22 protein-coding genes are annotated in these 21,547 nt (G+C 62.4%); 21 read left to right on the top strand and 1 reads right to left on the bottom strand.

Annotated features, from left to right (window positions below; all coding sequences use genetic code 11):
• Positions 1 to 43 precede the first annotated feature (43 nt).
• From trmJ to P0Y58_25485, 21 genes are all read left to right on the top strand, one after another.
• Entirely contained in the window at positions 44 to 799 is a 756-nt protein-coding gene (trmJ, locus tag P0Y58_25585; protein WEK30224.1) for a tRNA (cytosine(32)/uridine(32)-2'-O)-methyltransferase TrmJ, read from the top strand.
• Positions 800 to 802: 3 nt separating this feature from the next.
• Positions 803 to 1,588, top strand: a complete 786-nt coding sequence (gene cysE / locus P0Y58_25580) for a serine O-acetyltransferase (GenBank protein WEK30223.1) — start codon at positions 803 to 805, stop codon at positions 1,586 to 1,588.
• Between the two features lie 179 nt (positions 1,589 to 1,767).
• Positions 1,768 to 2,259, top strand: coding sequence for a Fe-S cluster assembly transcriptional regulator IscR (gene iscR, locus P0Y58_25575; protein WEK30222.1), 492 nt, complete (start codon positions 1,768 to 1,770; stop codon positions 2,257 to 2,259).
• Positions 2,260 to 2,305: 46 nt separating this feature from the next.
• Positions 2,306 to 3,520: an IscS subfamily cysteine desulfurase gene (locus P0Y58_25570; protein ID WEK30221.1), complete on the top strand. Its 1,215-nt coding sequence runs from the start codon at positions 2,306 to 2,308 to the stop codon at positions 3,518 to 3,520.
• A 46-nt stretch (positions 3,521 to 3,566) separates the two neighbouring features.
• Entirely contained in the window at positions 3,567 to 3,953 is a 387-nt protein-coding gene (gene iscU / locus P0Y58_25565; GenBank protein ID WEK30220.1) for a Fe-S cluster assembly scaffold IscU, read from the top strand.
• Positions 3,954 to 3,981: 28 nt separating this feature from the next.
• Positions 3,982 to 4,305, top strand: coding sequence for an iron-sulfur cluster assembly protein IscA (iscA, locus tag P0Y58_25560; GenBank protein ID WEK30219.1), 324 nt, complete (start codon positions 3,982 to 3,984; stop codon positions 4,303 to 4,305).
• Positions 4,306 to 4,313: 8 nt separating this feature from the next.
• Complete coding sequence (gene hscB, locus P0Y58_25555; GenBank protein WEK30218.1) at positions 4,314 to 4,835, top strand: co-chaperone HscB; 522 nt, start codon at positions 4,314 to 4,316, stop codon at positions 4,833 to 4,835.
• 42 nt (positions 4,836 to 4,877) lie between these two features.
• Complete coding sequence (hscA, locus tag P0Y58_25550; protein WEK30217.1) at positions 4,878 to 6,740, top strand: Fe-S protein assembly chaperone HscA; 1,863 nt, start codon at positions 4,878 to 4,880, stop codon at positions 6,738 to 6,740.
• 3 nt (positions 6,741 to 6,743) lie between these two features.
• The gene (gene fdx, locus P0Y58_25545; GenBank protein WEK30216.1) at positions 6,744 to 7,085 is read left to right on the top strand and encodes an ISC system 2Fe-2S type ferredoxin; all 342 of its coding nucleotides are present in this window, start codon (positions 6,744 to 6,746) and stop codon (positions 7,083 to 7,085) included.
• A 10-nt stretch (positions 7,086 to 7,095) separates the two neighbouring features.
• A complete protein-coding gene (gene iscX, locus P0Y58_25540; protein WEK30215.1) occupies positions 7,096 to 7,296 on the top strand; it encodes a Fe-S cluster assembly protein IscX in 201 nt (66 codons plus the stop codon).
• Positions 7,297 to 7,385: 89 nt separating this feature from the next.
• A complete protein-coding gene (gene ndk, locus P0Y58_25535) occupies positions 7,386 to 7,811 on the top strand; it encodes a nucleoside-diphosphate kinase (protein ID WEK30214.1) in 426 nt (141 codons plus the stop codon).
• A 28-nt stretch (positions 7,812 to 7,839) separates the two neighbouring features.
• A complete protein-coding gene (gene rlmN, locus P0Y58_25530) occupies positions 7,840 to 8,985 on the top strand; it encodes a 23S rRNA (adenine(2503)-C(2))-methyltransferase RlmN (GenBank protein ID WEK30213.1) in 1,146 nt (381 codons plus the stop codon).
• A 14-nt stretch (positions 8,986 to 8,999) separates the two neighbouring features.
• On the top strand, positions 9,000 to 9,761 hold the full coding sequence (gene pilW / locus P0Y58_25525; GenBank protein WEK30212.1) for a type IV pilus biogenesis/stability protein PilW: 762 nt from the start codon (positions 9,000 to 9,002) through the stop codon (positions 9,759 to 9,761).
• On the top strand, positions 9,758 to 10,780 hold the full coding sequence (locus P0Y58_25520) for a DUF4115 domain-containing protein (GenBank protein WEK30211.1): 1,023 nt from the start codon (positions 9,758 to 9,760) through the stop codon (positions 10,778 to 10,780). The genes pilW and P0Y58_25520 overlap by 4 nt, the downstream gene beginning before the upstream one ends.
• A 3-nt stretch (positions 10,781 to 10,783) precedes the next feature.
• Complete coding sequence (ispG, locus tag P0Y58_25515; protein ID WEK30210.1) at positions 10,784 to 11,893, top strand: flavodoxin-dependent (E)-4-hydroxy-3-methylbut-2-enyl-diphosphate synthase; 1,110 nt, start codon at positions 10,784 to 10,786, stop codon at positions 11,891 to 11,893.
• Between the two features lie 25 nt (positions 11,894 to 11,918).
• Positions 11,919 to 13,208: a histidine--tRNA ligase gene (gene hisS, locus P0Y58_25510; GenBank protein ID WEK30209.1), complete on the top strand. Its 1,290-nt coding sequence runs from the start codon at positions 11,919 to 11,921 to the stop codon at positions 13,206 to 13,208.
• 39 nt (positions 13,209 to 13,247) lie between these two features.
• Complete coding sequence (locus P0Y58_25505; GenBank protein ID WEK30208.1) at positions 13,248 to 13,889, top strand: tetratricopeptide repeat protein; 642 nt, start codon at positions 13,248 to 13,250, stop codon at positions 13,887 to 13,889.
• Positions 13,890 to 15,032 (top strand): outer membrane protein assembly factor BamB, encoded by a 1,143-nt coding sequence (gene bamB, locus P0Y58_25500; GenBank protein WEK30207.1) that lies wholly within the window; start codon positions 13,890 to 13,892, stop codon positions 15,030 to 15,032. It abuts the gene before it with no gap.
• Between the two features lie 116 nt (positions 15,033 to 15,148).
• Entirely contained in the window at positions 15,149 to 16,612 is a 1,464-nt protein-coding gene (der, locus tag P0Y58_25495) for a ribosome biogenesis GTPase Der (GenBank protein WEK30206.1), read from the top strand.
• A gap of 226 nt (positions 16,613 to 16,838) precedes the next feature.
• Complete coding sequence (locus P0Y58_25490; protein ID WEK30205.1) at positions 16,839 to 17,987, top strand: pyridoxal phosphate-dependent aminotransferase; 1,149 nt, start codon at positions 16,839 to 16,841, stop codon at positions 17,985 to 17,987.
• A complete protein-coding gene (locus P0Y58_25485; GenBank protein WEK30204.1) occupies positions 17,975 to 18,766 on the top strand; it encodes an amidohydrolase in 792 nt (263 codons plus the stop codon). Before P0Y58_25490 ends, P0Y58_25485 begins: the two co-directional genes overlap by 13 nt.
• Positions 18,767 to 18,927: 161 nt before the next feature.
• Here the strand turns inward: P0Y58_25485 and P0Y58_25480 are convergent, their stop codons facing one another.
• On the bottom strand, positions 18,928 to 21,483 hold the full coding sequence (locus P0Y58_25480; GenBank protein WEK30203.1) for a sulfite reductase flavoprotein subunit alpha: 2,556 nt from the start codon (positions 21,481 to 21,483) through the stop codon (positions 18,928 to 18,930).
• Positions 21,484 to 21,547: the final 64 nt, after the last annotated feature.

Genomic DNA, 21,547 nt, shown 5'->3' with positions numbered 1-21,547 from the left:
TAAGATCGAAAGCCCTGATTACTGCCTTTGTGAGCACAACACCTTGCTGCAAAATATTCGTGTTGTTCTGGTCAATACCAGCCACCCCGGCAACATCGGCGGCGCTGCGCGTGCCATGAAAAACATGGGCTTGTCGCGCCTGGTGCTGGTGCAGCCGAAAGAATTCCCCGCCCAGGAGGCCAGTGCCCGCGCCTCAGGTGCCGACGATGTGCTGGATAACGCCCAGGTGGTCGACAGCCTTGAGCAGGCGCTGGTCGGCTGTAACCTGGTGATGGGTACCAGCGCCCGCGAGCGCAGTATTCCCTGGCCATTGATCGGCCCGCGCGAGTGCGGCGCCAAGGCGGTAGAGCATGCCAAGGGTGGCGAAGAGATCGCCCTGGTGTTCGGGCGCGAACACGCCGGCCTGACCAACGAAGAACTGCAGCGATGTCACTTCCACGTGCACATTCCCTCCAACCCCGACTTCAGTTCGCTGAACCTGGCTGCCGCTGTGCAGGTGCTCTCTTACGAGGTGCGCATGGCCTCGCTGGCCGCCGGTGAAGCGCCCGCTAAAGTCGAGAAGGTTGACGCCAACGAGCTGGCGACCATGGACGAAATGGAGCTGTTTTATGACCACCTCGAGAAAACTCTGGTGGGCATCGGCTTCCTTGACCCCGCAAAGCCCAAGCACCTGATGCCGCGCCTGCGCCGGCTGTATGGGCGTAGCGCGGTCGAGCGTACGGAATTGAGCATTTTGCGCGGCATCCTTACCGAGACCCAGAAAGTGGTCCGGGGCGAGCCGCATAAACGGAAGGACTGACAGATGTTCGAACGCCTGCGTGAAGATATTCAAAGCGTATTCCACCGTGACCCGGCTGCGCGCAATGCCTTCGAGGTGCTCACCTGCTACCCGGGCATGCATGCCATCTGGCTGCACCGCCTGGGCAATGCCTTGTGGAAGCGTGATTTCAAGTGGCTGGCCCGCCTGGTGTCCAACTTCGGTCGCTGGATGACCGGTATCGAGATCCACCCCGGTGCCACCATTGGCCGACGCTTCTTTATTGACCACGGCATGGGCATCGTCATCGGCGAAACCGCCGAGATCGGCGATGACGTCACCCTTTACCAGGGTGTGACCCTGGGCGGCACCAGCTGGAATAAAGGCAAGCGCCATCCCACCCTGGAAAACGGCGTGGTGGTGGGGGCGGGCGCCAAGGTGCTGGGCCCGTTCACTGTCGGCGCCGGGGCCAAGATCGGCTCCAATGCGGTGGTGACCAAGGCCGTACCGGCCGGCGCCACGGCTGTGGGTATCCCGGGGCGGATCATCGTCAAGAGCGAGGACACCGAAGTCGAGGCCAAGCGCAAGGCCATGGCCGAGAAGATCGGCTTCGATGCCTATGGCGTCAGCGGCGACATGCCCGACCCGGTAGCCCGTGCAATCGGCCAGATGCTCGACCACTTGCAGGCGGTCGACGAGCGGCTGGAGGGTATGTGTGGTGCCCTGACCAAGATGGGTAGCGACTACTGCGCCAAAGAGCTGCCGGCCCTTCCGGAAGACGACTTTACCGAGGTTACCCAGGCGGCCCAGCGCGACACTCAGTCGCATTGATTGCGCCGCGCTGAAATCATAGTGACATACGGGGCGTGTGCGCACGCCCCTCGTCTGCTACAATCGCGCCCGCCTCCCGGATGCAAACCCGACTAAAGCACTAGGTCTAATAGTTGACTTAAATGCTCGGGAATCGCATACTCGCACACATCCCGAAACTCCCGTGGTACCCAATAGCCATGCGACTGACTACCAAAGGCCGATACGCCGTGACTGCCATGCTCGACCTGGCGTTGCACGCGCAGCATGGGCCGGTGTCTCTGGCCGATATTTCCGAGCGCCAGGGCATTTCCCTCTCTTATCTGGAACAGCTGTTCGCCAAGCTGCGCCGCAGCAGCCTGGTTTCCAGCGTGCGTGGTCCAGGTGGCGGCTACCAGCTGTCGCGGGGCATGGAAACCATCCAGGTAGCCCAGGTCATCGACGCGGTCAACGAGTCGGTCGATGCCACCCGTTGCCAGGGCCTTGGGGACTGCCATGCCGGTGATACCTGCCTGACCCACCACCTGTGGTGCGACCTCAGTCAGCAGATCCATGAATTCCTCAGTGGCATCAGCCTGGCCGACCTTGTCATGCGCCGCGAGGTGCAGGAAGTCGCTCAGCGCCAGGACCTGCGTCGTGTTGCAGGCCGAACCGCCCAGCTGGACAAGATTGAGACGTCAGCCGTCGATTGATCCCCCTGGGACGACGAGCGACGCCACCGCCTGATAGGAGAGACAAATGAAGTTGCCGATCTACCTCGATTACTCCGCGACCACCCCGGTCGACCCACGCGTAGCCCAGAAGATGGCCGACTGCCTGCTGGTTGACGGGAACTTCGGTAACCCGGCCTCGCGCTCCCACGTCTTTGGCTGGAAGGCTGAAGAAGCGGTCGAGAACGGTCGCCGCCAGGTGGCCGAGCTGATCAACGCCGATCCGCGCGAAATCGTCTGGACCAGTGGTGCCACCGAGTCCGACAACCTTGCACTGAAAGGTGTCGCGCACTTCTATCAGACCAAGGGCAAGCACATCATCACCTCCAAGATCGAGCACAAGGCGGTCCTGGATACCGCTCGCCAGCTGGAGCGTGAAGGTTTTGAAGTCACCTACCTGGAACCGGGCGAAGACGGCATCGTCACCCCGGCCATGGTAGAAGCGGTGCTGCGCGACGACACCATCCTGGTCTCGCTGATGCACGTGAACAACGAAGTCGGCTCGATCAACGACATCGCCGCCATCGGTGAACTGACCCGTTCGCGCGGCGTACTGTTCCACGTCGACGCCGCCCAGTCGGCCGGCAAGGTCGAAATCGACCTGCAAAAGCTGAAAGTCGACCTGATGTCGTTCTCTGCGCACAAGGTCTACGGCCCTAAAGGCATCGGCGCGCTGTACGTCAGCCGCAAGCCGCGCGTGCGCCTGGAAGCCATGGTTCACGGTGGTGGTCACGAGCGCGGCATGCGTTCGGGCACCCTGCCAACCCACCAGATCGTCGGCATGGGCGAAGCGTTCGCCATTGCCAAGCAGGAAATGGCCGCAGAAAACGTGCGCATCAAGGCCCTGAGCGACCGCTTCTTCAAGCAGGTCTCGGACCTTGAAGAGCTTTACGTCAACGGCAGCCAGACTGCCCGCGTGCCACATAACCTGAACCTGAGCTTCAACTACGTCGAAGGCGAATCGCTGCTGATGTCGCTGAAGGACATTGCCGTATCGTCCGGTTCGGCGTGCACCTCCGCTTCGCTCGAGCCGTCGTATGTACTGCGTGCTCTGGGCCGTAACGACGAACTGGCACACAGCTCGATCCGCTTCTCCTTCGGCCGCTTCACCAGCGAAGAAGAAGTCGACTACGCCGCGCAGGAAGTCTGCAAGGCAGTCAACAAACTGCGCGAACTGTCCCCGCTGTGGGACATGTACAAAGACGGCGTCGACATCTCCAAGATCGAGTGGGCCGCCCACTAAGCAGTCGCCGGCAAGAGCGGCTCCCTGATGAGGAAGGAATTGCACCATGGCATACAGTGAAAAGGTCATCGACCACTACGAAAACCCACGCAACGTCGGCAAGATGAATGCCGAGGATCCGGATGTCGGTACCGGCATGGTCGGCGCCCCAGCGTGCGGCGACGTGATGCGTCTGCAGATCAAGGTCAACGAGCAGGGCGTTATTGAAGACGCCAAGTTCAAGACCTACGGCTGCGGTTCGGCCATCGCTTCCAGCTCCCTCGCCACCGAGTGGATGAAGGGCAAGACCCTGGACGAAGCCGAAACCATCAAGAACACCCAGCTGGCCGAAGAACTGGCGTTGCCGCCGGTCAAGATCCACTGCTCGGTACTCGCCGAAGATGCCATCAAGGCAGCTGTACGCGATTACAAACAGAAGAAAGGCTTGATCTAAGTCGCCTGTTGCGAGGTAAGGAGTCCTGATGGCTATCAGCATGACAGAAGCCGCCGCCAACCACATTCGCCGCTCCCTCGACGGGCGCGGCAAGGGTGAAGGCATTCGCCTGGGCGTGCGCACCACCGGTTGCTCGGGCCTGGCCTACGTGCTGGAGTTCGTCGACGAAATGGCGGACGAAGACACCGTGTTCGAGAACCATGGCGTGAAGGTGATCATCGATCCCAAGAGCCTGGTCTACCTCGACGGCACCGAGCTGGATTTCGTCAAGGAAGGGTTGAACGAAGGCTTCAAGTTCAACAACCCCAACGTGCGCGGTGAATGTGGCTGCGGCGAAAGCTTCAACGTTTGAGGCTGGCTGTGGGTACTCCTTGTCATTACGCATTGTTTGACCTCCAGCCAAGCTTCCGCCTGGATCTCGACAAGCTGGCCACTCGCTATCGCGAGCTGGCCCGCGAAGTCCATCCCGACCGCTTTGCCGACGCTTCCGAGCGCGAGCAGCGCGTAGCGCTGGAAAAGTCCGCAGCCCTCAACGACGCCTACCAGACGCTGCGCAGTGCGCCGCGTCGTGCCCGCTATTTGCTGGCCATCAGCGGCCATGAAGTGCCTCAGGAAGTCACGGTCCACGACCCGGAATTCCTGTTGCAGCAGATGGAGTTGCGTGAAGAGCTAGAAGAGCTGCAGGACGAAGCCGACCTTGACGGTGTCGGTGTGTTCAAAAAGCGCCTCAAGGCCGCCCAGGACACGCTGAACGAGGACTTTGCCGCCTGCTGGGATGCCCCAGGCGAGCGCGAAAAGGCCGAGCGCCTGATGCGCCGTATGCAGTTCCTCGACAAGCTCGCCCAAGAAGTGCGCCAACTGGAAGAGCGCCTCGACGATTAACCCGGTGCTGCCCGTGATGGCACCTAAGGTATTCAGATAAGCATGGCCCTACTGCAGATTGCCGAACCCGGTCAAACCCCTCAGCCGCATCAGCGCCGCCTGGCGGTGGGGATCGACCTGGGTACCACCAACTCTCTGGTCGCTGCACTGCGCAGCGGTCGTAGCGAGCCCCTGCCTGATGCGCAGGGTAACGTCATTCTGCCGTCCGCGGTGCGCTACCTCGAAGGGCGCATCGAAGTGGGGCAGGCTGCACGTGATGCTGCTTCCAGCGACCCGCTGAACACTGTGCTGTCGGTCAAACGCCTGATGGGGCGCGGCCTGGCCGACGTCAAGCAACTGGGCGAGCAGCTGCCTTACCGCTTTGTTGGCGGTGAGTCGCACATGCCGTTCATCGACACCGTGCAGGGGCCGAAAAGCCCGGTGGAAGTGTCCGCCGATATCCTAAAGGTGCTGCGCGAACGCGCCGAAGCGACCCTGGGTGGCGAGCTGGTAGGCGCGGTGATCACAGTGCCGGCCTATTTCGACGACGCCCAGCGCCAAGCCACCAAGGACGCTGCGCGCCTGGCCGGTCTGAACGTGCTGCGCCTGCTCAACGAACCGACCGCCGCCGCCGTTGCCTATGGCCTGGACCAGAACGCCGAAGGCGTGGTGGCCATCTATGACCTGGGCGGCGGTACCTTCGATATTTCCATCCTGCGCCTGACCGCCGGTGTATTCGAAGTGCTGGCTACCGGTGGCGATACCGCCCTGGGTGGTGACGATTTCGACCACGCCATTGCCAGCTGGATCATCGAACAGGCTGGCCTGTCGTCCGATCTGGACCCGGCCACCCAGCGTGCGTTGCTGCAAACTGCCTGCGCCGCCAAGGAAGCCCTGACCGACGCCGACGTGGTCAGCGTCAGCCATGGCAGCTGGCAGGGCGACCTGAGCCGCACCGCCTTTGAGGCGATGATCGAGCCGTTGGTTGCCCGCAGCCTCAAAGCCTGCCGCCGCGCCGTGCGCGACAGTGGTGTCGAGCTCGAAGAAGTCAGTGCTGTCGTCATGGTCGGTGGTTCGACCCGTGTGCCGCGTGTGCGCGAAGCGGTGGGTGCGCTGTTCGGTCGCGCCCCGATGACCTCGATCGACCCCGACCAGGTCGTCGCCATTGGCGCCGCCATTCAGGCCGACACCCTGGCCGGTAACCGCCGCGAAGGTGGCGAACTGCTGCTGCTTGATGTCATTCCACTGTCGCTTGGTCTTGAGACCATGGGCGGGCTGATGGAAAAGGTGATCCCGCGCAACACCACCATTCCGGTGGCACGTGCCCAGGAGTTCACGACTTATAAAGATGGCCAGTCGGCCATGATGATCCACGTCCTGCAAGGCGAGCGCGAGCTGATCAGCGACTGCCGCTCGCTGGCACGTTTCGAGCTGCGCGGTATCCCGGCGATGGTTGCCGGTGCTGCGAAAATCCGCGTCACCTTTCAGGTGGATGCCGACGGCCTGCTCAGCGTTGCTGCCCGCGAACTGGGTTCGGGCGTGGAAGCCAGCATTCAGGTCAAGCCGTCCTACGGCCTGACCGACGGCGAAATCGCCCGTATGCTCAAGGACTCCTTCGAACACGCAGGTTCCGACAAGCAGGCCCGCCAGTTGCGCGAGCACCAGGTGGACGGCGAGCGCCTGCTCGAAGCGGTACAAGGCGCCCTGGACGCCGACGGAGAGCGCCTGCTCAGCAGTGACGAGCGCGATGCCATTGCATTCCAGATGCAGGAACTACGTGATTTGCTCGCCGGCACCGATGGCCCAGCCATCGAGCAACAGACCAAGCGTCTGTCGCAGGTGACCGACGCATTTGCCGCCCGTCGCCTTGATTCGACGGTCAAAGCCGCACTGGCCGGGCGCAACCTGAATGAGATCGAGGAGTAACCGATGCCGCTGGTGACATTCCTGCCGCACGAGAAGTTTTGCCCCGAGGGGCTGACCGTGGAGGTGCCGACCGGGACCAACATCCTGGAACTGGCCCACGATCATCACATCGAGATGGAAAGCGCCTGCGGCGGCGTCAAGGCCTGTACCACGTGCCACTGCATCGTGCGCAAAGGTTTCGACTCGCTTGAAGAAGCCGACGAGCTGGAAGAGGACATGCTGGACAAAGCCTGGGGCCTGGAAGCGCAGTCGCGCCTGGGTTGCCAGGTGGTTGTCGCTGACGAAGACATCGTCATCGAGATCCCCAAGTATTCGCTCAACCACGCCGCCGAAGCGCCGCACTGAGGTTAGCCGCATGAGTCTGAAATGGATTGATGTACTTGAGATCGCCATCCAGCTTGCAGAAAGCAAGCCGGACGTTGATCCTAAATATGTGAATTTCGTCGATCTGCACCGCTGGGTGCTGGCATTGCCAGAATTTAGCGACGATCCGTCACGCGGCGGTGAGAAAGTGCTCGAGGCCATCCAGGCGGCCTGGATTGACGAAGCCGACTAAGCGTCACGCTGCAGGTTAGGCAATCCCCTGGAACCCGCGTATAATTCGCGGGTTTAATTTTTCGTAACACTCAAATTCTGGAGTTTTCCATGGCTGTTCAACGTACTTTCTCGATCATCAAGCCTGACGCCGTTGCCAAAAACGTGATCGGCAAGATCACCACTCGCTTCGAAGACGCCGGCCTGAAAATCGTTGCCTCGAAAATCAAGCAACTGTCCAAAGCCGAAGCCGAAGGCTTCTACGCTGAGCACAGCGCTCGCGGCTTCTTCGGTGACCTGGTTGCCTTCATGACTTCCGGCCCGGTCGTTGTTCAGGTTCTGGAAGGCGAAAACGCCATCGCTCTGAACCGTGAGCTGATGGGCGCTACCAACCCTAAAGAAGCTGCTGCCGGCACCATCCGTGCTGACTTCGCCGAGTCGATTGACGCCAACGCCGTTCACGGTTCGGACTCCGAAGCTGCTGCTGCTCGCGAAATCGCTTACTTCTTCGCTGCTACCGAGGTAACCACTCGCTAAGCGAAAGCTTACGGGTGAGGGTGAATCCATGACGACATCTACTGGCAAAATCAACCTGTTGGGTCTGACCCAGCCGGAAATGGAACAATTCTTCGACTCGATCGGGGAAAAACGCTTCCGTGCCGGCCAGGTGATGAAATGGATTCACCATTTTGGCGTGTCCGACTTTGCGGACATGACCAACGTAGGCAAGGTCTTGCGCGAAAAGCTCGAGGCCGTTGCCGAGATTCGACCACCAGAAGTGGTCAGTGAAGACATTTCCGCCGATGGCACCCGCAAGTGGGTGATTCGCGTTGCCTCCGGCAGCTGCGTCGAGACGGTCTACATCCCCACCGACGATCGCGGCACCCTGTGCGTATCGTCGCAAGCCGGCTGTGCCCTGGATTGCAGCTTCTGCTCCACCGGCAAGCAAGGCTTCAACAGCAACCTCACCGCCGCCGAAGTCATTGGCCAGGTGTGGCTTGCCAACAAATCTTTCGGGACCGTTCCTGCCAAAGTCGACCGCGCAATTACCAACGTGGTCATGATGGGCATGGGCGAGCCTTTGCTGAACTTCGACAACGTCATCGCCGCCATGAAAATCATGATGGATGACCTGGGCTATGGCATTTCCAAGCGTCGCGTCACCCTGTCCACCTCGGGCGTGGTGCCGATGATCGACGAACTGGCCAAGCACATCGACGTGTCGCTGGCCCTGTCGCTGCACGCTCCAAACGACGAACTGCGCAACAAGCTGGTACCGATCAACAAGAAGTACCCGCTGAAAGTGCTGCTGGAATCGTGCATGGGCTACATGTCCACCCTGGGTGGCAAGCGGGTGCTCACCGTCGAGTACACCCTGCTCAAGGACGTCAATGACCAGCCTGAGCATGCCAAGCAGATGATCGAGTTGCTGCGCGACGTACCGTGCAAGATCAACCTGATCCCGTTCAACCCGTTCCCGCACTCGGGCTACGAGCGGCCAAGCAACAACGCCATTCGTCGATTCCAGGACCTGCTGCACCACGGTGGTTTCAACGTGACCACCCGCACCACCCGTGGCGAGGACATCGATGCTGCCTGTGGCCAGCTGGTGGGCCAGGTCAACGACCGTACCCGCCGCAGTGAGCGTTACATCGCAGTTCGCCAGCTTTCTGCGGACGTCGAGCTGCAAGACAGCGCCGCCAGCCACTGACCGGGACCTTGCCCATGAGCCTGCGCGCCGCGCTGTCGATCCTTGCGCTTTCGCTGCTGGCAGGCTGCGTGTCGGGCGGCGCGAGCGACCCGCTCGCCAGCCGCCAGGGCAGGGCGGATGCAGGGCGGGCATATGTTCAGCTTGGCCTGGGTTATTTGCAACAGGGTTTGACCGAGCAGGCCAAGGCGCCGCTGGGCAAGGCGCTGGCCATAGACAGCACCGATGCTAACGCGCACGCCGCCCTGGCGCTGGTGTTTCAAGCCGAGGCCGAGCCGGCACTGGCCGAGACCCACTTTCGCAAAGCCCTGCAGGTCAGCCGCGGCGACACGCGAATTCGCAACAACTACGGCAGTTTCCTTTATGCTCAGGGGCGATTTGCCGAGGCCGAACAGATGTTTCGCCTGGCCAGTGGCGATACCCTGTATCCTGAGCGCTCACGCGTGTACGAGAACCTCGGCCTGACCGCCCTGAAGCTTGAACGCCGCGATCAGGCGCACGCGTATCTGCTGAAAGCGTTGCAACTCAACCAGCGGCAACCGAAAGCGTTGCTGGAAATGGCTGAGTTGTCCTACGAAAACAGGCATTATGTGCCGGCCCGGGACTACTACGATCGTTTCAGCCAATTGAGCGACCACGATGCCCGTAGTCTGCTGCTGGGCAGCCGCCTTGCCAGGGTGTTCGACGAGCAGGGCACACTGGCCGAGCTGGGCCAGCAATTACAACGACTTTATCCCGGTACGCCGGAATATCAGCAATACCTGTCGGAGCAACGATGAACGCCGCGCATCCCGAAGTAGCAGTAGCGCCTGGCCAGAACCCCGGTGAGCTTTTGCGCCTGGCCCGTGAGAAACGGGACTGGTCTCAAGCCGAGGTGGCCCGCAAGCTCAACCTTACTGTCAGTTCGTTGAACCATGTGGAAACCGGCGCCTTCGACAAGCTGCCCGGTCATACCTTCGCCCGTGGCTATATTCGCGCCTATGCCAAATTGATGGACCTTGACCAGGCCACCCTGGTAGAGGCCTTTGACCGTTACACCGGTACCCACGCCAAAGGCAGCGATGTGCACTCGCTGGGCCGTATCGAAGAACCGGTACGCCTGTCGCACAATATCCTGCGCGGCGTCAGCCTGCTGTTGCTGGTGGCTGTGGTCGGCGGAGGCTTCGTCTGGTGGCAGGACCAGGGCAGCCTGCGTGGCAAGGACCTGGCCAAGATGGCCCTTGAGCACGTCGAAGTCGAAAGTGCCGATGGCACCACCCAGATTCACCCGCTTGACGAGCCTGAAGATCAGGCTGTTACCGCTGGCCAGCAGCCTGAAAGCGCGCCGCTGGCACTGGAACAGGGCACTGCCGAGCAGCCTGCCGCTGCCGCCGAACAGGCGCCGGCAAACCCGGCGCCGACGGCTGCTGCAGCACCCGTCCAGCAGGTGCCTGCGCAACCTGCAGCCAGCGTAGCGCCTGCTCCGGTAGCACCGGCTACTCCTGCGCCGGCCGCCGTTGCGCCTGTAACGCCCGCAGCCGCGGTGGCCGCCACTGAGCCAGCCGCAGTACCGGCAGGCAGTGCCAAGGTCGCGATCCAGTTCACCGCCGATTGCTGGACCCAGGTGTCCGATGGCAACGGCAAGGTGCTGTTCAGCGCTGTCAAGCGCAAGGGGGACAACCTCGAACTGACCGGCAAGCCGCCGTTCGCGGTGCGCCTGGGCTTTGCCCGGGGAGCCCAGGTCAGCTACAACGGCCAGGCCGTCGACGTTGCCCCGTTCACCAGTGGCGAGACTGCTCGCCTGAAGTTGGGACAGTAAGTCATGCACGGCGAATCTCCGATCAAACGTCGCGAATCCCGCAAAATCTGGGTTGGCAATGTGCCGGTGGGTGGTGATGCGCCCATCGCGGTGCAGAGCATGACCAACACCGACACCAACGATGTGGCCGCCACCGTGGGGCAGATCCAGCGGCTGGTCGATGCCGGCGTGGACATCGTGCGTGTTTCGGTGCCAGACATGGACGCCGCCGAAGCGTTTGGCAAGATCAAGCAACTGGTCAGTGTGCCGCTGGTCGCCGACATCCACTTCGACTACAAGATCGCCCTGCGCGTGGCCGAACTGGGCGTTGATTGCCTGCGCATCAACCCGGGCAACATCGGCCGTGAAGACCGTGTACGCGCTGTGGTCGATGCCGCTCGTGACCGCGGTATCCCGATCCGTATCGGCGTTAACGCCGGTTCGCTGGAAAAAGACCTGCAGAAAAAGTACGGCGAGCCGACCCCGGCCGCGCTGGTGGAGTCTGCCCTGCGCCACGTCGAGCACCTCGACCGCCTGAACTTCCAGGACTTCAAGGTCAGCGTCAAAGCCTCCGACGTGTTCATGGCCGTCGAAGCCTACCGCCTGCTGGCCAGGCAGATCGTGCAGCCACTGCACCTGGGCATCACCGAAGCCGGTGGCCTGCGTTCGGGCACGGTGAAATCCGCCGTCGGCCTAGGTATGCTGCTGGCCGAAGGCATTGGCGATACTATCCGTATCTCGCTGGCGGCCGACCCTGTCGAAGAAGTGAAAGTCGGCTACGACATCCTCAAGTCGCTGCACCTGCGTTCGCGTGGCATCAACTTCATCGCCTGCCCGAGTTGCTCGCGGCAGAACTTCGATGTGGTCAAGACTATGAACGAGCTGGAAGGGCGCCTGGAAGACCTGCTGGTGCCGCTGGATGTAGCGGTGATCGGTTGTGTGGTCAACGGCCCCGGCGAAGCCAAGGAAGCCCATGTGGGCCTCACCGGCGGCACGCCGAACCTGATCTACATCGACGGCAAGCCGGCGCAGAAGCTGACCAATGACAACCTGGTCGATGAGCTGGAAAGGCTCATCCGCCAAAAAGCGGCCGAAAAGGTCGAGGCCGACGCGGCGCTGATCGCCCGTGGCTGACACACAGAATTCGTAAGGACTTTTCGTGAGCAAATCGCTGCAAGCCATCCGTGGCATGAACGACATCCTGCCAGAACAGTCGCCCCTGTGGCGCTACTTCGAAGGCACCGTGGCCGGCCTGCTGGACACCTACGGGTACAGCCAGATCCGCACGCCGATCGTCGAGTTCACCGAGCTGTTCAAGCGCTCGATCGGTGAAGTGACCGATATCGTCGAAAAAGAGATGTACACCTTCGAGGACCGCAACGGCGATTCGCTGACCCTGCGCCCCGAAGGCACCGCCGCATGCGTGCGCGCCGTGCTGGAACATGGCATCACCGGCAACGGCCAGGTGCAGAAACTGTGGTACATCGGCCAGATGTTCCGCCACGAGCGCCCGCAAAAAGGCCGCTACCGCCAGTTCCACCAGATTGGCGTGGAAGTGTTCAACCTGGACGGGCCGGACATCGATGCCGAGCTGATCATGCTGACCTGGCGCCTGTGGGGCCTGCTGGGCATTCAGGACGCGGTCAAGCTGGAGCTCAACAGCCTGGGTACCAGCGAAGCCCGCGCGCGCTACCGTGACGCGCTGGTCGAGTTCCTCTCGGCGCGCCTGGAGCAACTGGACGAAGACAGCCAGCGCCGCCTGAAGAGCAACCCGCTGCGCATCCTCGACAGCAAGGACCAGAACACCCAGGCGGTGCTGGTCGGTGCGCCGAAGCTGGAAGACTACCTGGACGAAGAGTCGCGCGTGCACTTCGAGGGCCTCAAGGCCCGCCTGGACGCCGCTGGCATTCCGTTCGTGATCAACACCAAGCTGGTGCGTGGCCTGGACTACTACAGCAAGACTGTGTTCGAGTGGGTGACCGACAAGCTGGGTGCCCAAGGCACCGTATGCGCCGGCGGCCGCTACGATGGCCTGGTCGAGCAGATGGGCGGCAAGCCGACCCCGGGCGTTGGCTTCGCCATGGGTATCGAGCGCCTGATCCTGCTGCTGGAAACCCTCGGCAAGGTGCCGGAGGCCATCAACCGCCAGATCGACGTTTACCTGTGCGCCTTTGGTGAGCAGGCAGAGCTGGCAGGCCTGCGCCTGTCCGAAGGCCTGCGTGACCGCCTGCCGGGCCTGCGCCTGGCAGTCAACGCTGGCGGCGGTAGCTTCAAGAGCCAGTTCAAGAAAGCCGACAAGAGCGGCGCACTGTTCGCGCTGATCCTCGGTGACGACGAACTGGCCAAGCAGGAAATCGGCTTGAAGCCCCTGCGTGGTCAGGGCGAACAACAGAACATTGCCTGGGATGCTCTTGCAGAGCACCTGGAAACCGCGATCGCGCAGGCGTAACGCGGTTCAACAAGCGAATAGGCGAAAAGGAGTATTGGGGTGTCGAGTACCGATGATGATGACCTGGCAGGGGTCAAGGACTGGTGGAACCGTAACGGCAAGCCGCTGCTGACCGGCGCATTGCTGGCGGGCGTGGTGGTGTTGGGCTGGAATACCTGGCACAAGTACCAGAACAACCAGTCGCAAGGTGCCTCGCAGCTGTATCAGGCCTTGCTTGAGACCAGCCTGACGCCGACTGGCCAGCCAGACGCCACCAAGGTTGCAGAGCTGGCCGGCAAGCTCAAGAGCGAGTTCGGCGGTACCGCCTATGCCCAGTACGGCAGCCTGTTCGTGGCCAAGGTCGCGGTCGAGAGCGGCAAGCTCGACGACGCTGCTGCCGAGCTCAAAGGTGTGCTGGACAAGCCGGCCGACGTGACCCTGGGCGAGATTTCGCGCCAGCGTCTGGCTCGCGTGCTGGCAGCCCAGAACAAGGCCGAGGATGCCCTCAAGCTGCTCGACGGCGACGCCGACAAAGCGTTCCTGGCCAGCCGTGAAGAGTTGAAGGGCGACCTGCTGGTGCAGCTGGGCCGCGCCGACGACGCGCACAGCGCTTACGAAAAAGCCAAGGCTGCGCTGTCTGATGAAGCGGCGGTCGGTGGCCTGCAATTGAAGCTGGATGACCTGGCTAAAGGGGACGCGTAAGTGATCGGTTGGAAACATGCAGCAGTGCTGACCCTGGCCGTACTGGCCGCTGGTTGCAGCAGCAACAGCAAGAAGGAACTGCCCCCGGCCGAGCTGACCAAGTTCACCGAGGAAGTGGTGCTGAAGAAGCAGTGGAGCCGTTCGATCGGTGACGGCCAGGGTGAAACCTACAACACCCTGGTACCGGCTATCGAGAACGACCGTATCTATGCGTCCGACGTCAACGGCGAAGTCTTCGCCCTTGATCGCATCACCGGCGACGTGGTGTGGAAGAAGGACCTGGAGCTGCAGGTTTCCGGCGCTGTTGGCGTGGGCTACGGCCTGGTCATGCTCGGCACCCTCAAGGGTGAAGTCATCGCCCTGGATTCCAGCACCGGTGAAGAGCGTTGGCGCTCGCGCGTGACCAGTGAAGTGCTGGCCCCGCCTGCCAACAACGGTGACGTGGTGGTAGTGCAGACCCAGGACGATCGCCTGATCGGCCTGGATGCCGCCACTGGCGACCGCCGCTGGATCTACGAAAATACCCCGGCCGTACTGACCCTGCGTGGCACCGGTGCGCCGATTGCTACCAACCGTCTGGCCGTTGCTGGCCTGTCCACCGGCAAGGTGGTTGCGGTAGACATCAACAACGGTGTGCCGGTGTGGGAAAGCCGCGTGGCTATCCCTAAGGGCCGCTCCGAACTGGACCGCGTAGTTGATATCGACGGCGGCTTGCTGCTGTCTGGTGGTACCCTGTACGTCAGCACCTACCAGGGCCGTGTTGCGGGCCTGGACCTGGAAAGCGGCCGCGAGCTGTGGCAGCGTGATGCCTCCAGCTACGTGGGTGTCGCCCAGGGCTTTGGTAACGTCTATGTCAGCGAAGCCTCTGGCACTGTCGAAGGTGTCGACGAGCGTTCGTCCAGCGCCTTGTGGAGCAATGACAGCATGGCTCGCCGCCAGCTGACTGCGCCGGAAGTGTTCTCCAGCTATGTGGCTGTGGGCGACTTTGAGGGTTACCTGCACCTGCTGAGCCAGGTGGACGGCCGCTTCGTCGGCCGTGAGCGTATCGACAGCGATGGCCTGCGCGCCCGCCCACTTGTGGTCGGCGACACCATTTATGTCTTCGGCAACAGCGGCAAGCTCGAGGCACTGACCATCCGCTGAAGCTATGCTTGAAGCCTTGGCGGGTTTCAAGCCGCGGCGTAGGACACGCCGCCCAAACTCCGGCCGCTGCCTTGCAGCGGCCTTTGCATTTTCAAGAATTCGAGAGTGGAGAGCCGATGGTTCCCGTAATTGCCCTGGTGGGCCGCCCGAACGTCGGCAAATCCACCATGTTCAACCGCCTGACCAAAACCCGCGATGCCATCGTGGGTGACCTGTCGGGCCTGACCCGTGACCGCCAGTATGGTGATGCCAGCTGGCAGGGTCGTTCCTTCATCCTGATCGACACCGGCGGTATTACCGGTGACGAAGTGGGCATGGACGAGAAAATGGCCGAGCAGTCGCTCATGGCCATTGAAGAAGCCGACTATGTGCTGTTCCTGGTCGACGCCCGCGCCGGCATGACCGCCGCTGACCAGATGATTGCCGAGCACCTGCGCAAGCGCAACAAGTCGGCGATTCTGGTTGCCAACAAGATCGACAACATCGACCCTGATGTGGCGCGTGCCGAGTTCTCGCCGATGGGTATGGGCAACGCCATTCCAGTGGCGGGCTCCCAAGGCCGTGGTATAAACGCCCTGATGGAAGCTGTGCTTGGCCACGTGCCGCGCGATGCCGAGGAAGAAGCCCTCGACCAGGACGTCGCCGAAGGCGAGGAAGCCGCACGCATTCCTGGCCCAAGCGAGAAAGATGGCATCAAGATCGCCATCATCGGCCGCCCGAACGTGGGCAAGTCGACCCTGGTCAACCGCATGCTCGGCGAAGAGCGTGTGGTGGTCTACGACGAACCAGGCACCACCCGCGACAGCATCTACATCCCGTTCGAGCGTGATGGTGACAAGTACACCTTCATCGACACCGCCGGGGTGCGCAAGCGCGGCAAGATCCACGAGGAAGTCGAGAAGTTCTCGGTGGTCAAGACGCTGCAGGCGATCAAGGACGCCAACGTCGTCATTTTCGTCATGGATGCCCGTGAAGGGGTGGTCGACCATGACCTGAACCTGCTGGGCTTTGCCCTTGAAGCCGGCCGCGCCATTGTCATCGCACTGAACAAGTGGGACGGCATGGAGTCGGGTGAGCGCGCCTACGTGAAGACCGAGCTGGAGCGCCGGCTGTTCTTCGTCGACTTTGCCGACATCCACTTCATCTCGGCCTTGCATGGCACCGGCGTGGGCAACCTGTACAAGTCAGTGCAGGCTGCGTTCACCTCGGCTGTGACCCGCTGGCCAACCAGCCGCCTGACTCAAATCCTTGAAGATGCGGTGAGCGAGCACCAGCCGCCGCTGGTCAACGGCCGCCGCATCAAGCTGCGCTATGCCCACCTTGGTGGTGCCAACCCGCCGCTGATCGTGATCCACGGCAACCAGACCGACAGCATTCCCAAGTCGTACTCGCGTTACCTGGAAAACACCTACCGCCGCGTGCTGAAGCTGGTCGGTACGCCGATCCGTATCGAGTACAAGGGCGGTGAGAACCCGTACGAGGGCAAGAAGAACACCCTCACCGACCGCCAGGTCAACAAGAAGCGCCGCTTGATGTCGCACCACAAGAAGGCCGAGAAGAAGCGCCGCGACAAGCGCTGATACCGCGTCTGCCGCTTCGCGGCTGAAGCCGCTCCCACAGCCACTGCACTGTCCTCAAGCATTGTGCGATCCCTGTGGGAGCGGGTTCATCGAGGCGTCGAACCGCCGCGAAGCGGCCCTTTGATCCAAAGCAATCATCCTATTGTTTCAACCTTTTTCCTGACTGCTCGATCCGCTATGCTCGGGTTCCACCCCGTGCCGGATACACCCCAGGAAAGAGGGCTCCATGATCCGCAGCAAACTGCCGAATGTCGGCACGACCATCTTCACCACCATGTCCCAGCTCGCCGTGCAGACCGGCGCGCTCAACCTGTCCCAGGGTTTCCCTGACTTCAACGGCCCGCAGGCCCTGCTCGATGCAGTGGGCCGACATGTGGCTGCCGGGCATAACCAGTATTCGCCGATGACCGGCCTGCCGGCCTTGCGTCAGCAGGTAGCGGCCAAGGTCCAGCGGTTGTACGGGGCCGAGGTGGATGCCGACCAGGAAGTGACCATCACCCCCGGTGCCACCGAGGCAATTTTCTGCGCCATTCAGGCGGTGATCCATGCCGGCGACGAGGTAATCGTATTCGACCCTTGTTACGACAGCTACGAGCCGTCCGTGGAGCTGGCTGGCGGCCGCTGCGTGCATGTGCAACTGAGCGACGGCAATTTCCGTATCGACTGGCAGAAGTTCAGCGATGCCCTGAGCCCGCGCACGCGTATGGTCATCCTCAATTCGCCGCACAACCCCAGCGGCGCGCTGATCACCCGCGACGACCTTGACCAACTGGCCCGTCTGATCGCCGACCGCGATATCTACCTGGTCAGCGATGAAGTGTATGAGCACCTGGTCTACGACGGCGTAAGCCACGCCAGCGTGCTGGCCCACGAGCAGTTGTACGCGCGCGCCTTCGTGGTCAGCTCGTTTGGCAAGACCTACCACGTCACTGGCTGGAAGACCGGCTACGTGATTGCGCCCCCGGCGTTGAGCGCAGAGCTGCGCAAGGTGCACCAGTACGTCAACTTCTGTGGCGTGACACCGCTGCAGTGCGCCCTGGCCGATTTCATGGCCGAGCACCCCGAGCACATCGATGAGCTGCCGGCGTTCTACCAGGCCAAGCGCGACCTGTTCTGCGGCTTGCTGGAAGGCTCACGGTTCGAATTTACCCGCACGGCGGGCACCTATTTCCAGCTGGTGGACTACTCGCAGATTCGCCCGGACTTGAACGATGTCGACATGTCGCTATGGCTCACCCGCGAGCACGGCGTGGCGACCATCCCGGTATCGGTGTTCTACCAGCAACCCATCCCCGAGCAACGCCTGGTGCGCCTGTGCTTTGCCAAACGTGAGGAGACGCTGCGTCAGGCAGCGGAACGACTATGCGCGATCTGAGCACACTGCCCAACCTGAAAGTCGCTCTGGTGCAAACCACCTTGGCCTGGCATGACCGCGAGGCCAACTACGCGCACTTTGAAGTGCTGCTGGAGCAAGTGGGGGAGGCGGACCTGGTGATCCTCCCAGAGATGTTCACCACCGGTTTTTCGATGCAGTCCGAAAGCCTGGCCGAGCCGGAAAACGGCCCGACCTACAAGTGGCTGAAGGCACAGGCGAAGAAGTACAACTCGGTGATTACCGGCAGCGTGATCATCGAGGCCGCCGATGGCAGCCACCGCAACCGCCTGCTGTGGGCGCGGCCAGACGGCGAAATCCTGCACTACGACAAGCGCCACCTGTTCCGCATGGCCGGCGAGCACAAGCACTACACCCCCGGTGAACGCCAGGTGCAGTTCGAGCTCAAGGGCTGGCGGATTCGCCCGCTGATCTGCTACGACCTGCGCTTCCCGGTGTGGAGCCGTGACAGTCAGGATACCGACCTGCTGCTGTACACCGCCAACTGGCCGGCTGCGCGCCGCCAGCACTGGAACCGCCTGCTGCCGGCGCGGGGGATCGAAAACCTGTGCTATGTGGCGGCGGTGAACCGGGTGGGCACGGATGGCAAGGGCTTTGCCTATTCAGGCGACAGCCAGGTGCTGGACTTCCAGGGCGAGAGCCTGCTCAGTGCCGGTGAAGCGGACGGGGTGTTTACCGTGGTGTTGAGCGCGGCAGAGCTGGCGGCCTACCGCACCAAGTTCCCGGCCAACCTGGATGCCGATACCTTCGAGCTGCACTAGGACAAAATCGGGCCTTTATTGGCCCCCTGTAGGAGCGGCCTTGTGTCGCGAAAGGGCCGCGAAGCGGCCCCAGGATTTCGGCAGTGTTGCATAAATTGCTGGGGCCGCTTTGCGGCCCTTTCGCGACACAAGGCCGCTCCTACAATAAGCGGTGAAGCAAGCTAGTACACATCCCGCCGATACCGCCCATCCTCGATCAGTTGCTGCACAGCGGCTTCACCCAGCATACCGTTGAGCGCTGCATCCACCCCGGCTGCCATCCCTTGCAGGCTGCCGCACACATACACACAGGCGCCATCCGCAACCCAGTGCTTGAACTCATCAGCCTGTTGCAGCAACACATCCTGCACATACACCTTCTCGGCCTGGTCCCGCGAAAACGCCAGGTCCAGACGTGCCAGGTCGCCGCGATCCAGCCAGCTTTGCAGCTCGTCGCCACACAGCAGGTCATGCGCCCGATTACGCTCGCCAAACAGCAGCCAGTTACGCTGTTCGCCAGCATTCACCCGCGCCCGGATCAGGCTGCGCAAGCCAGCCAGGCCCGTGCCGTTACCGATCAGGATCATCGGTGCCGCCGTCTCCGGCAGATGGAAGCCGCTGTTGCGGCGCAGGCGCAGGCTAAGCGTGCCGTTCAATGGCAGGTATTCGGTGAGCCAGCCGGAGCCCAGGCCCAGGTTGCCGTCGGTATGGCGCTCCTGGCGCACGATCAGCTCCAGCACGCCATCGCTGGCGATCGAGGCGATGGAGTACTCGCGGCTGCCGATCGGCACCAGCGCATCCACCAGCGCTTGCGGCTGCAAACCGATCAGGTGATCGCGACGGCTTGGCAACTGGCGACCGGCCAAGGCTTGGGCGAGTGTTTCGCCAAGGCCATTGACCTCTACCTTGGCCCCGGCATCCAGCGCCATGCCATTGAGAAATGCGTCAACGCGTGGCTGCCCATTGAGCGGCAGGATCTCTACCAGGTCCCCAGCCTCCCAGCTGGCAGGCTCTTGCGGTTGCAAGCCCAGCAGGTACACCGGCTGACCTTGGCTGCCCGGGTTCAAAAGCTCGCGGTGCACCAGCGACCAGTTGCCAAAGCTTGGCGGCTGCCATGCGGCCACCGGTTGGGCACCTGTCAATTGCGCCAGTTCCTGCTGCCACTGCTGCAGGGCGGCCTGGTCGGCATTGTCCACTTCCACCGGGCTGAATGCACTGCTCGCACCGCGTTCACCCAGCCACGCCTGCAGGCGGCGGGCGAAGCCGCAGAAGTGCGGGTACTGGCGATCACCGAGCGCGAGCAGGGCATAGTTGAGGTTATTCAGCGCCCACGGCTGGCCGAGCACCTTGCGCTCGAAGGCGCGGGCACTGTCGGGTGCTTCGCCGTCGCCGAAGGTACTGACCACGAACAACGCACGGCGGGCCTGACGCAAGTCGTCTTCACGCAGTTCGGCCAGTGCCCGTACCTGCACCGGCAGGCCGGCCGCCTGCAACTGGCCGGCACTTTGCCAGGCCAGTTGTTCGGCAAAGCCGCTTTGGCTGGCGAAACCGATCAGCCAGCTGTCGCCGCTGCCGTTACTGCTGGCGACGTTGCCACGGGCTGCACGCACCTGGCGCTTCTTGCGGCGGCGGTCGAGGTAAAGCAGCCAGCCAGTGACGAAGAACAGCGGCATGGTCAGGCTGGCGATGGTGACAATGATGCGCCCCGGCAGGCCGAAGTATTCGCCGACGTGCAGGGCGTAGACGCTCTGCAGCAGCTGGGCCTTGAAGGACTTGTCAGTGTAGCGGTCATGCTTTTTCACCTGGCCGGTGGCCGGGTCCAGCAACAGGGTGTTGAAGGCGCGGGGGTGGTCGGCGTTGTCCAGCAGGTAGAACAGGTTGGCCGGCTGGCCGCCAACCGGTGGCAGGCGCAGGTTGTACATGGCCAGGCCTGGGCCGGCAGCGTCCTTGAGGTTGGCCCAGATCGCATCGTAGTCGACCACCAGCGGCGGGGCGTTCTTGTCGACTTTCTGCGGCCCGTGGCGGCCACCGCCTTCGCCGCGCTTTTGTTGCTGGCCGGCGGCTGGTGCATCGGCCAATAGCTTGTTCAGGCCCTCGCGGTACCACTCATAGGACCAGAACAGCCCGGTCAGGGCGAACAGAAGATAGAACAGCAGGCACCAGGTGCCCGCCACGGCGTGCAGGTCCCAATTGAAGGCGCGGCCTTTCTTGGCCCAGTCGAAGGTCAGCCAGGTGCGCCAGTCCAGCGCCTTGCGCGGCCAGCGCAGGTACAGGCCGGACAGGCAGAAGAACACGAGCATCAGGGTACAGGCACCGGTGATCTGCCGGCCGGTGTCGCCCATGGCCAGGAAACGGTGCAGGGTGAGCATGAGGTTGAAGAAGTCTTGCCCGGCGACTTCGCCCTTGAGTTCACCGGTGTACGGGTCGGCATAACGCAGCGTGCCACGGCGCTCGCCGGGTGCTGGCATGAAGAAGATGCGTGCGGCGTTGCCTTCACGCACGTCCACCCACAGCATCGACACCTTGTCGTGTTGCTGGGCTTCTACGCGCTGGACCAGTTCGGCTGGGGGCAGCACACCTTCGGCGCGCACTTCTACCTTGAGCACATCGGCATTGAACACGCGCAGCAGTTCTTCCTGGAACGAATACAGGGCCCCGGTAATGCCCATCAAGGCCAGCACCAGGCCAGCGGTGATGCCAAAGAACCAGTGCAATTGGAACAGCGTCTTCTTCACCACGTCTCTCACCTTGTATTGCTGCCGCTTACCTGCGCAGCTGCATTATGCCTTGATACGCAAAAGC

Origin of the sequence: Candidatus Pseudomonas phytovorans (assembly GCA_029202525.1) — a bacterium.
GTDB classification, from domain to species: Bacteria; Pseudomonadota; Gammaproteobacteria; order Pseudomonadales; family Pseudomonadaceae; genus Aquipseudomonas; species Aquipseudomonas phytovorans.
This window is presented reverse-complemented; position numbering and strand designations above follow the sequence as displayed.

Excerpts from the sequence above, each read along its gene's own strand:
- cysE (WEK30223.1), top strand. The coding sequence starts at position 803 with ATGTTCGAACGCCTGCGTGAAGATATTCAAAGCGTATTCCACCGTGAC.
- iscR (WEK30222.1), top strand. The coding sequence starts at position 1,768 with ATGCGACTGACTACCAAAGGCCGATACGCCGTGACTGCCATGCTCGAC.
- P0Y58_25570 (WEK30221.1), top strand. The coding sequence starts at position 2,306 with ATGAAGTTGCCGATCTACCTCGATTACTCCGCGACCACCCCGGTCGAC.
- iscU (WEK30220.1), top strand. The coding sequence starts at position 3,567 with ATGGCATACAGTGAAAAGGTCATCGACCACTACGAAAACCCACGCAAC.
- iscA (WEK30219.1), top strand. The coding sequence starts at position 3,982 with ATGGCTATCAGCATGACAGAAGCCGCCGCCAACCACATTCGCCGCTCC.
- hscA (WEK30217.1), top strand. The coding sequence starts at position 4,878 with ATGGCCCTACTGCAGATTGCCGAACCCGGTCAAACCCCTCAGCCGCAT.
- fdx (WEK30216.1), top strand. The coding sequence starts at position 6,744 with ATGCCGCTGGTGACATTCCTGCCGCACGAGAAGTTTTGCCCCGAGGGG.
- iscX (WEK30215.1), top strand. The coding sequence starts at position 7,096 with ATGAGTCTGAAATGGATTGATGTACTTGAGATCGCCATCCAGCTTGCA.
- ndk (WEK30214.1), top strand. The coding sequence starts at position 7,386 with ATGGCTGTTCAACGTACTTTCTCGATCATCAAGCCTGACGCCGTTGCC.
- rlmN (WEK30213.1), top strand. The coding sequence starts at position 7,840 with ATGACGACATCTACTGGCAAAATCAACCTGTTGGGTCTGACCCAGCCG.
- pilW (WEK30212.1), top strand. The coding sequence starts at position 9,000 with ATGAGCCTGCGCGCCGCGCTGTCGATCCTTGCGCTTTCGCTGCTGGCA.
- P0Y58_25520 (WEK30211.1), top strand. The coding sequence starts at position 9,758 with ATGAACGCCGCGCATCCCGAAGTAGCAGTAGCGCCTGGCCAGAACCCC.
- ispG (WEK30210.1), top strand. The coding sequence starts at position 10,784 with ATGCACGGCGAATCTCCGATCAAACGTCGCGAATCCCGCAAAATCTGG.
- der (WEK30206.1), top strand. The coding sequence starts at position 15,149 with ATGGTTCCCGTAATTGCCCTGGTGGGCCGCCCGAACGTCGGCAAATCC.
- P0Y58_25490 (WEK30205.1), top strand. The coding sequence starts at position 16,839 with ATGATCCGCAGCAAACTGCCGAATGTCGGCACGACCATCTTCACCACC.
- P0Y58_25485 (WEK30204.1), top strand. The coding sequence starts at position 17,975 with ATGCGCGATCTGAGCACACTGCCCAACCTGAAAGTCGCTCTGGTGCAA.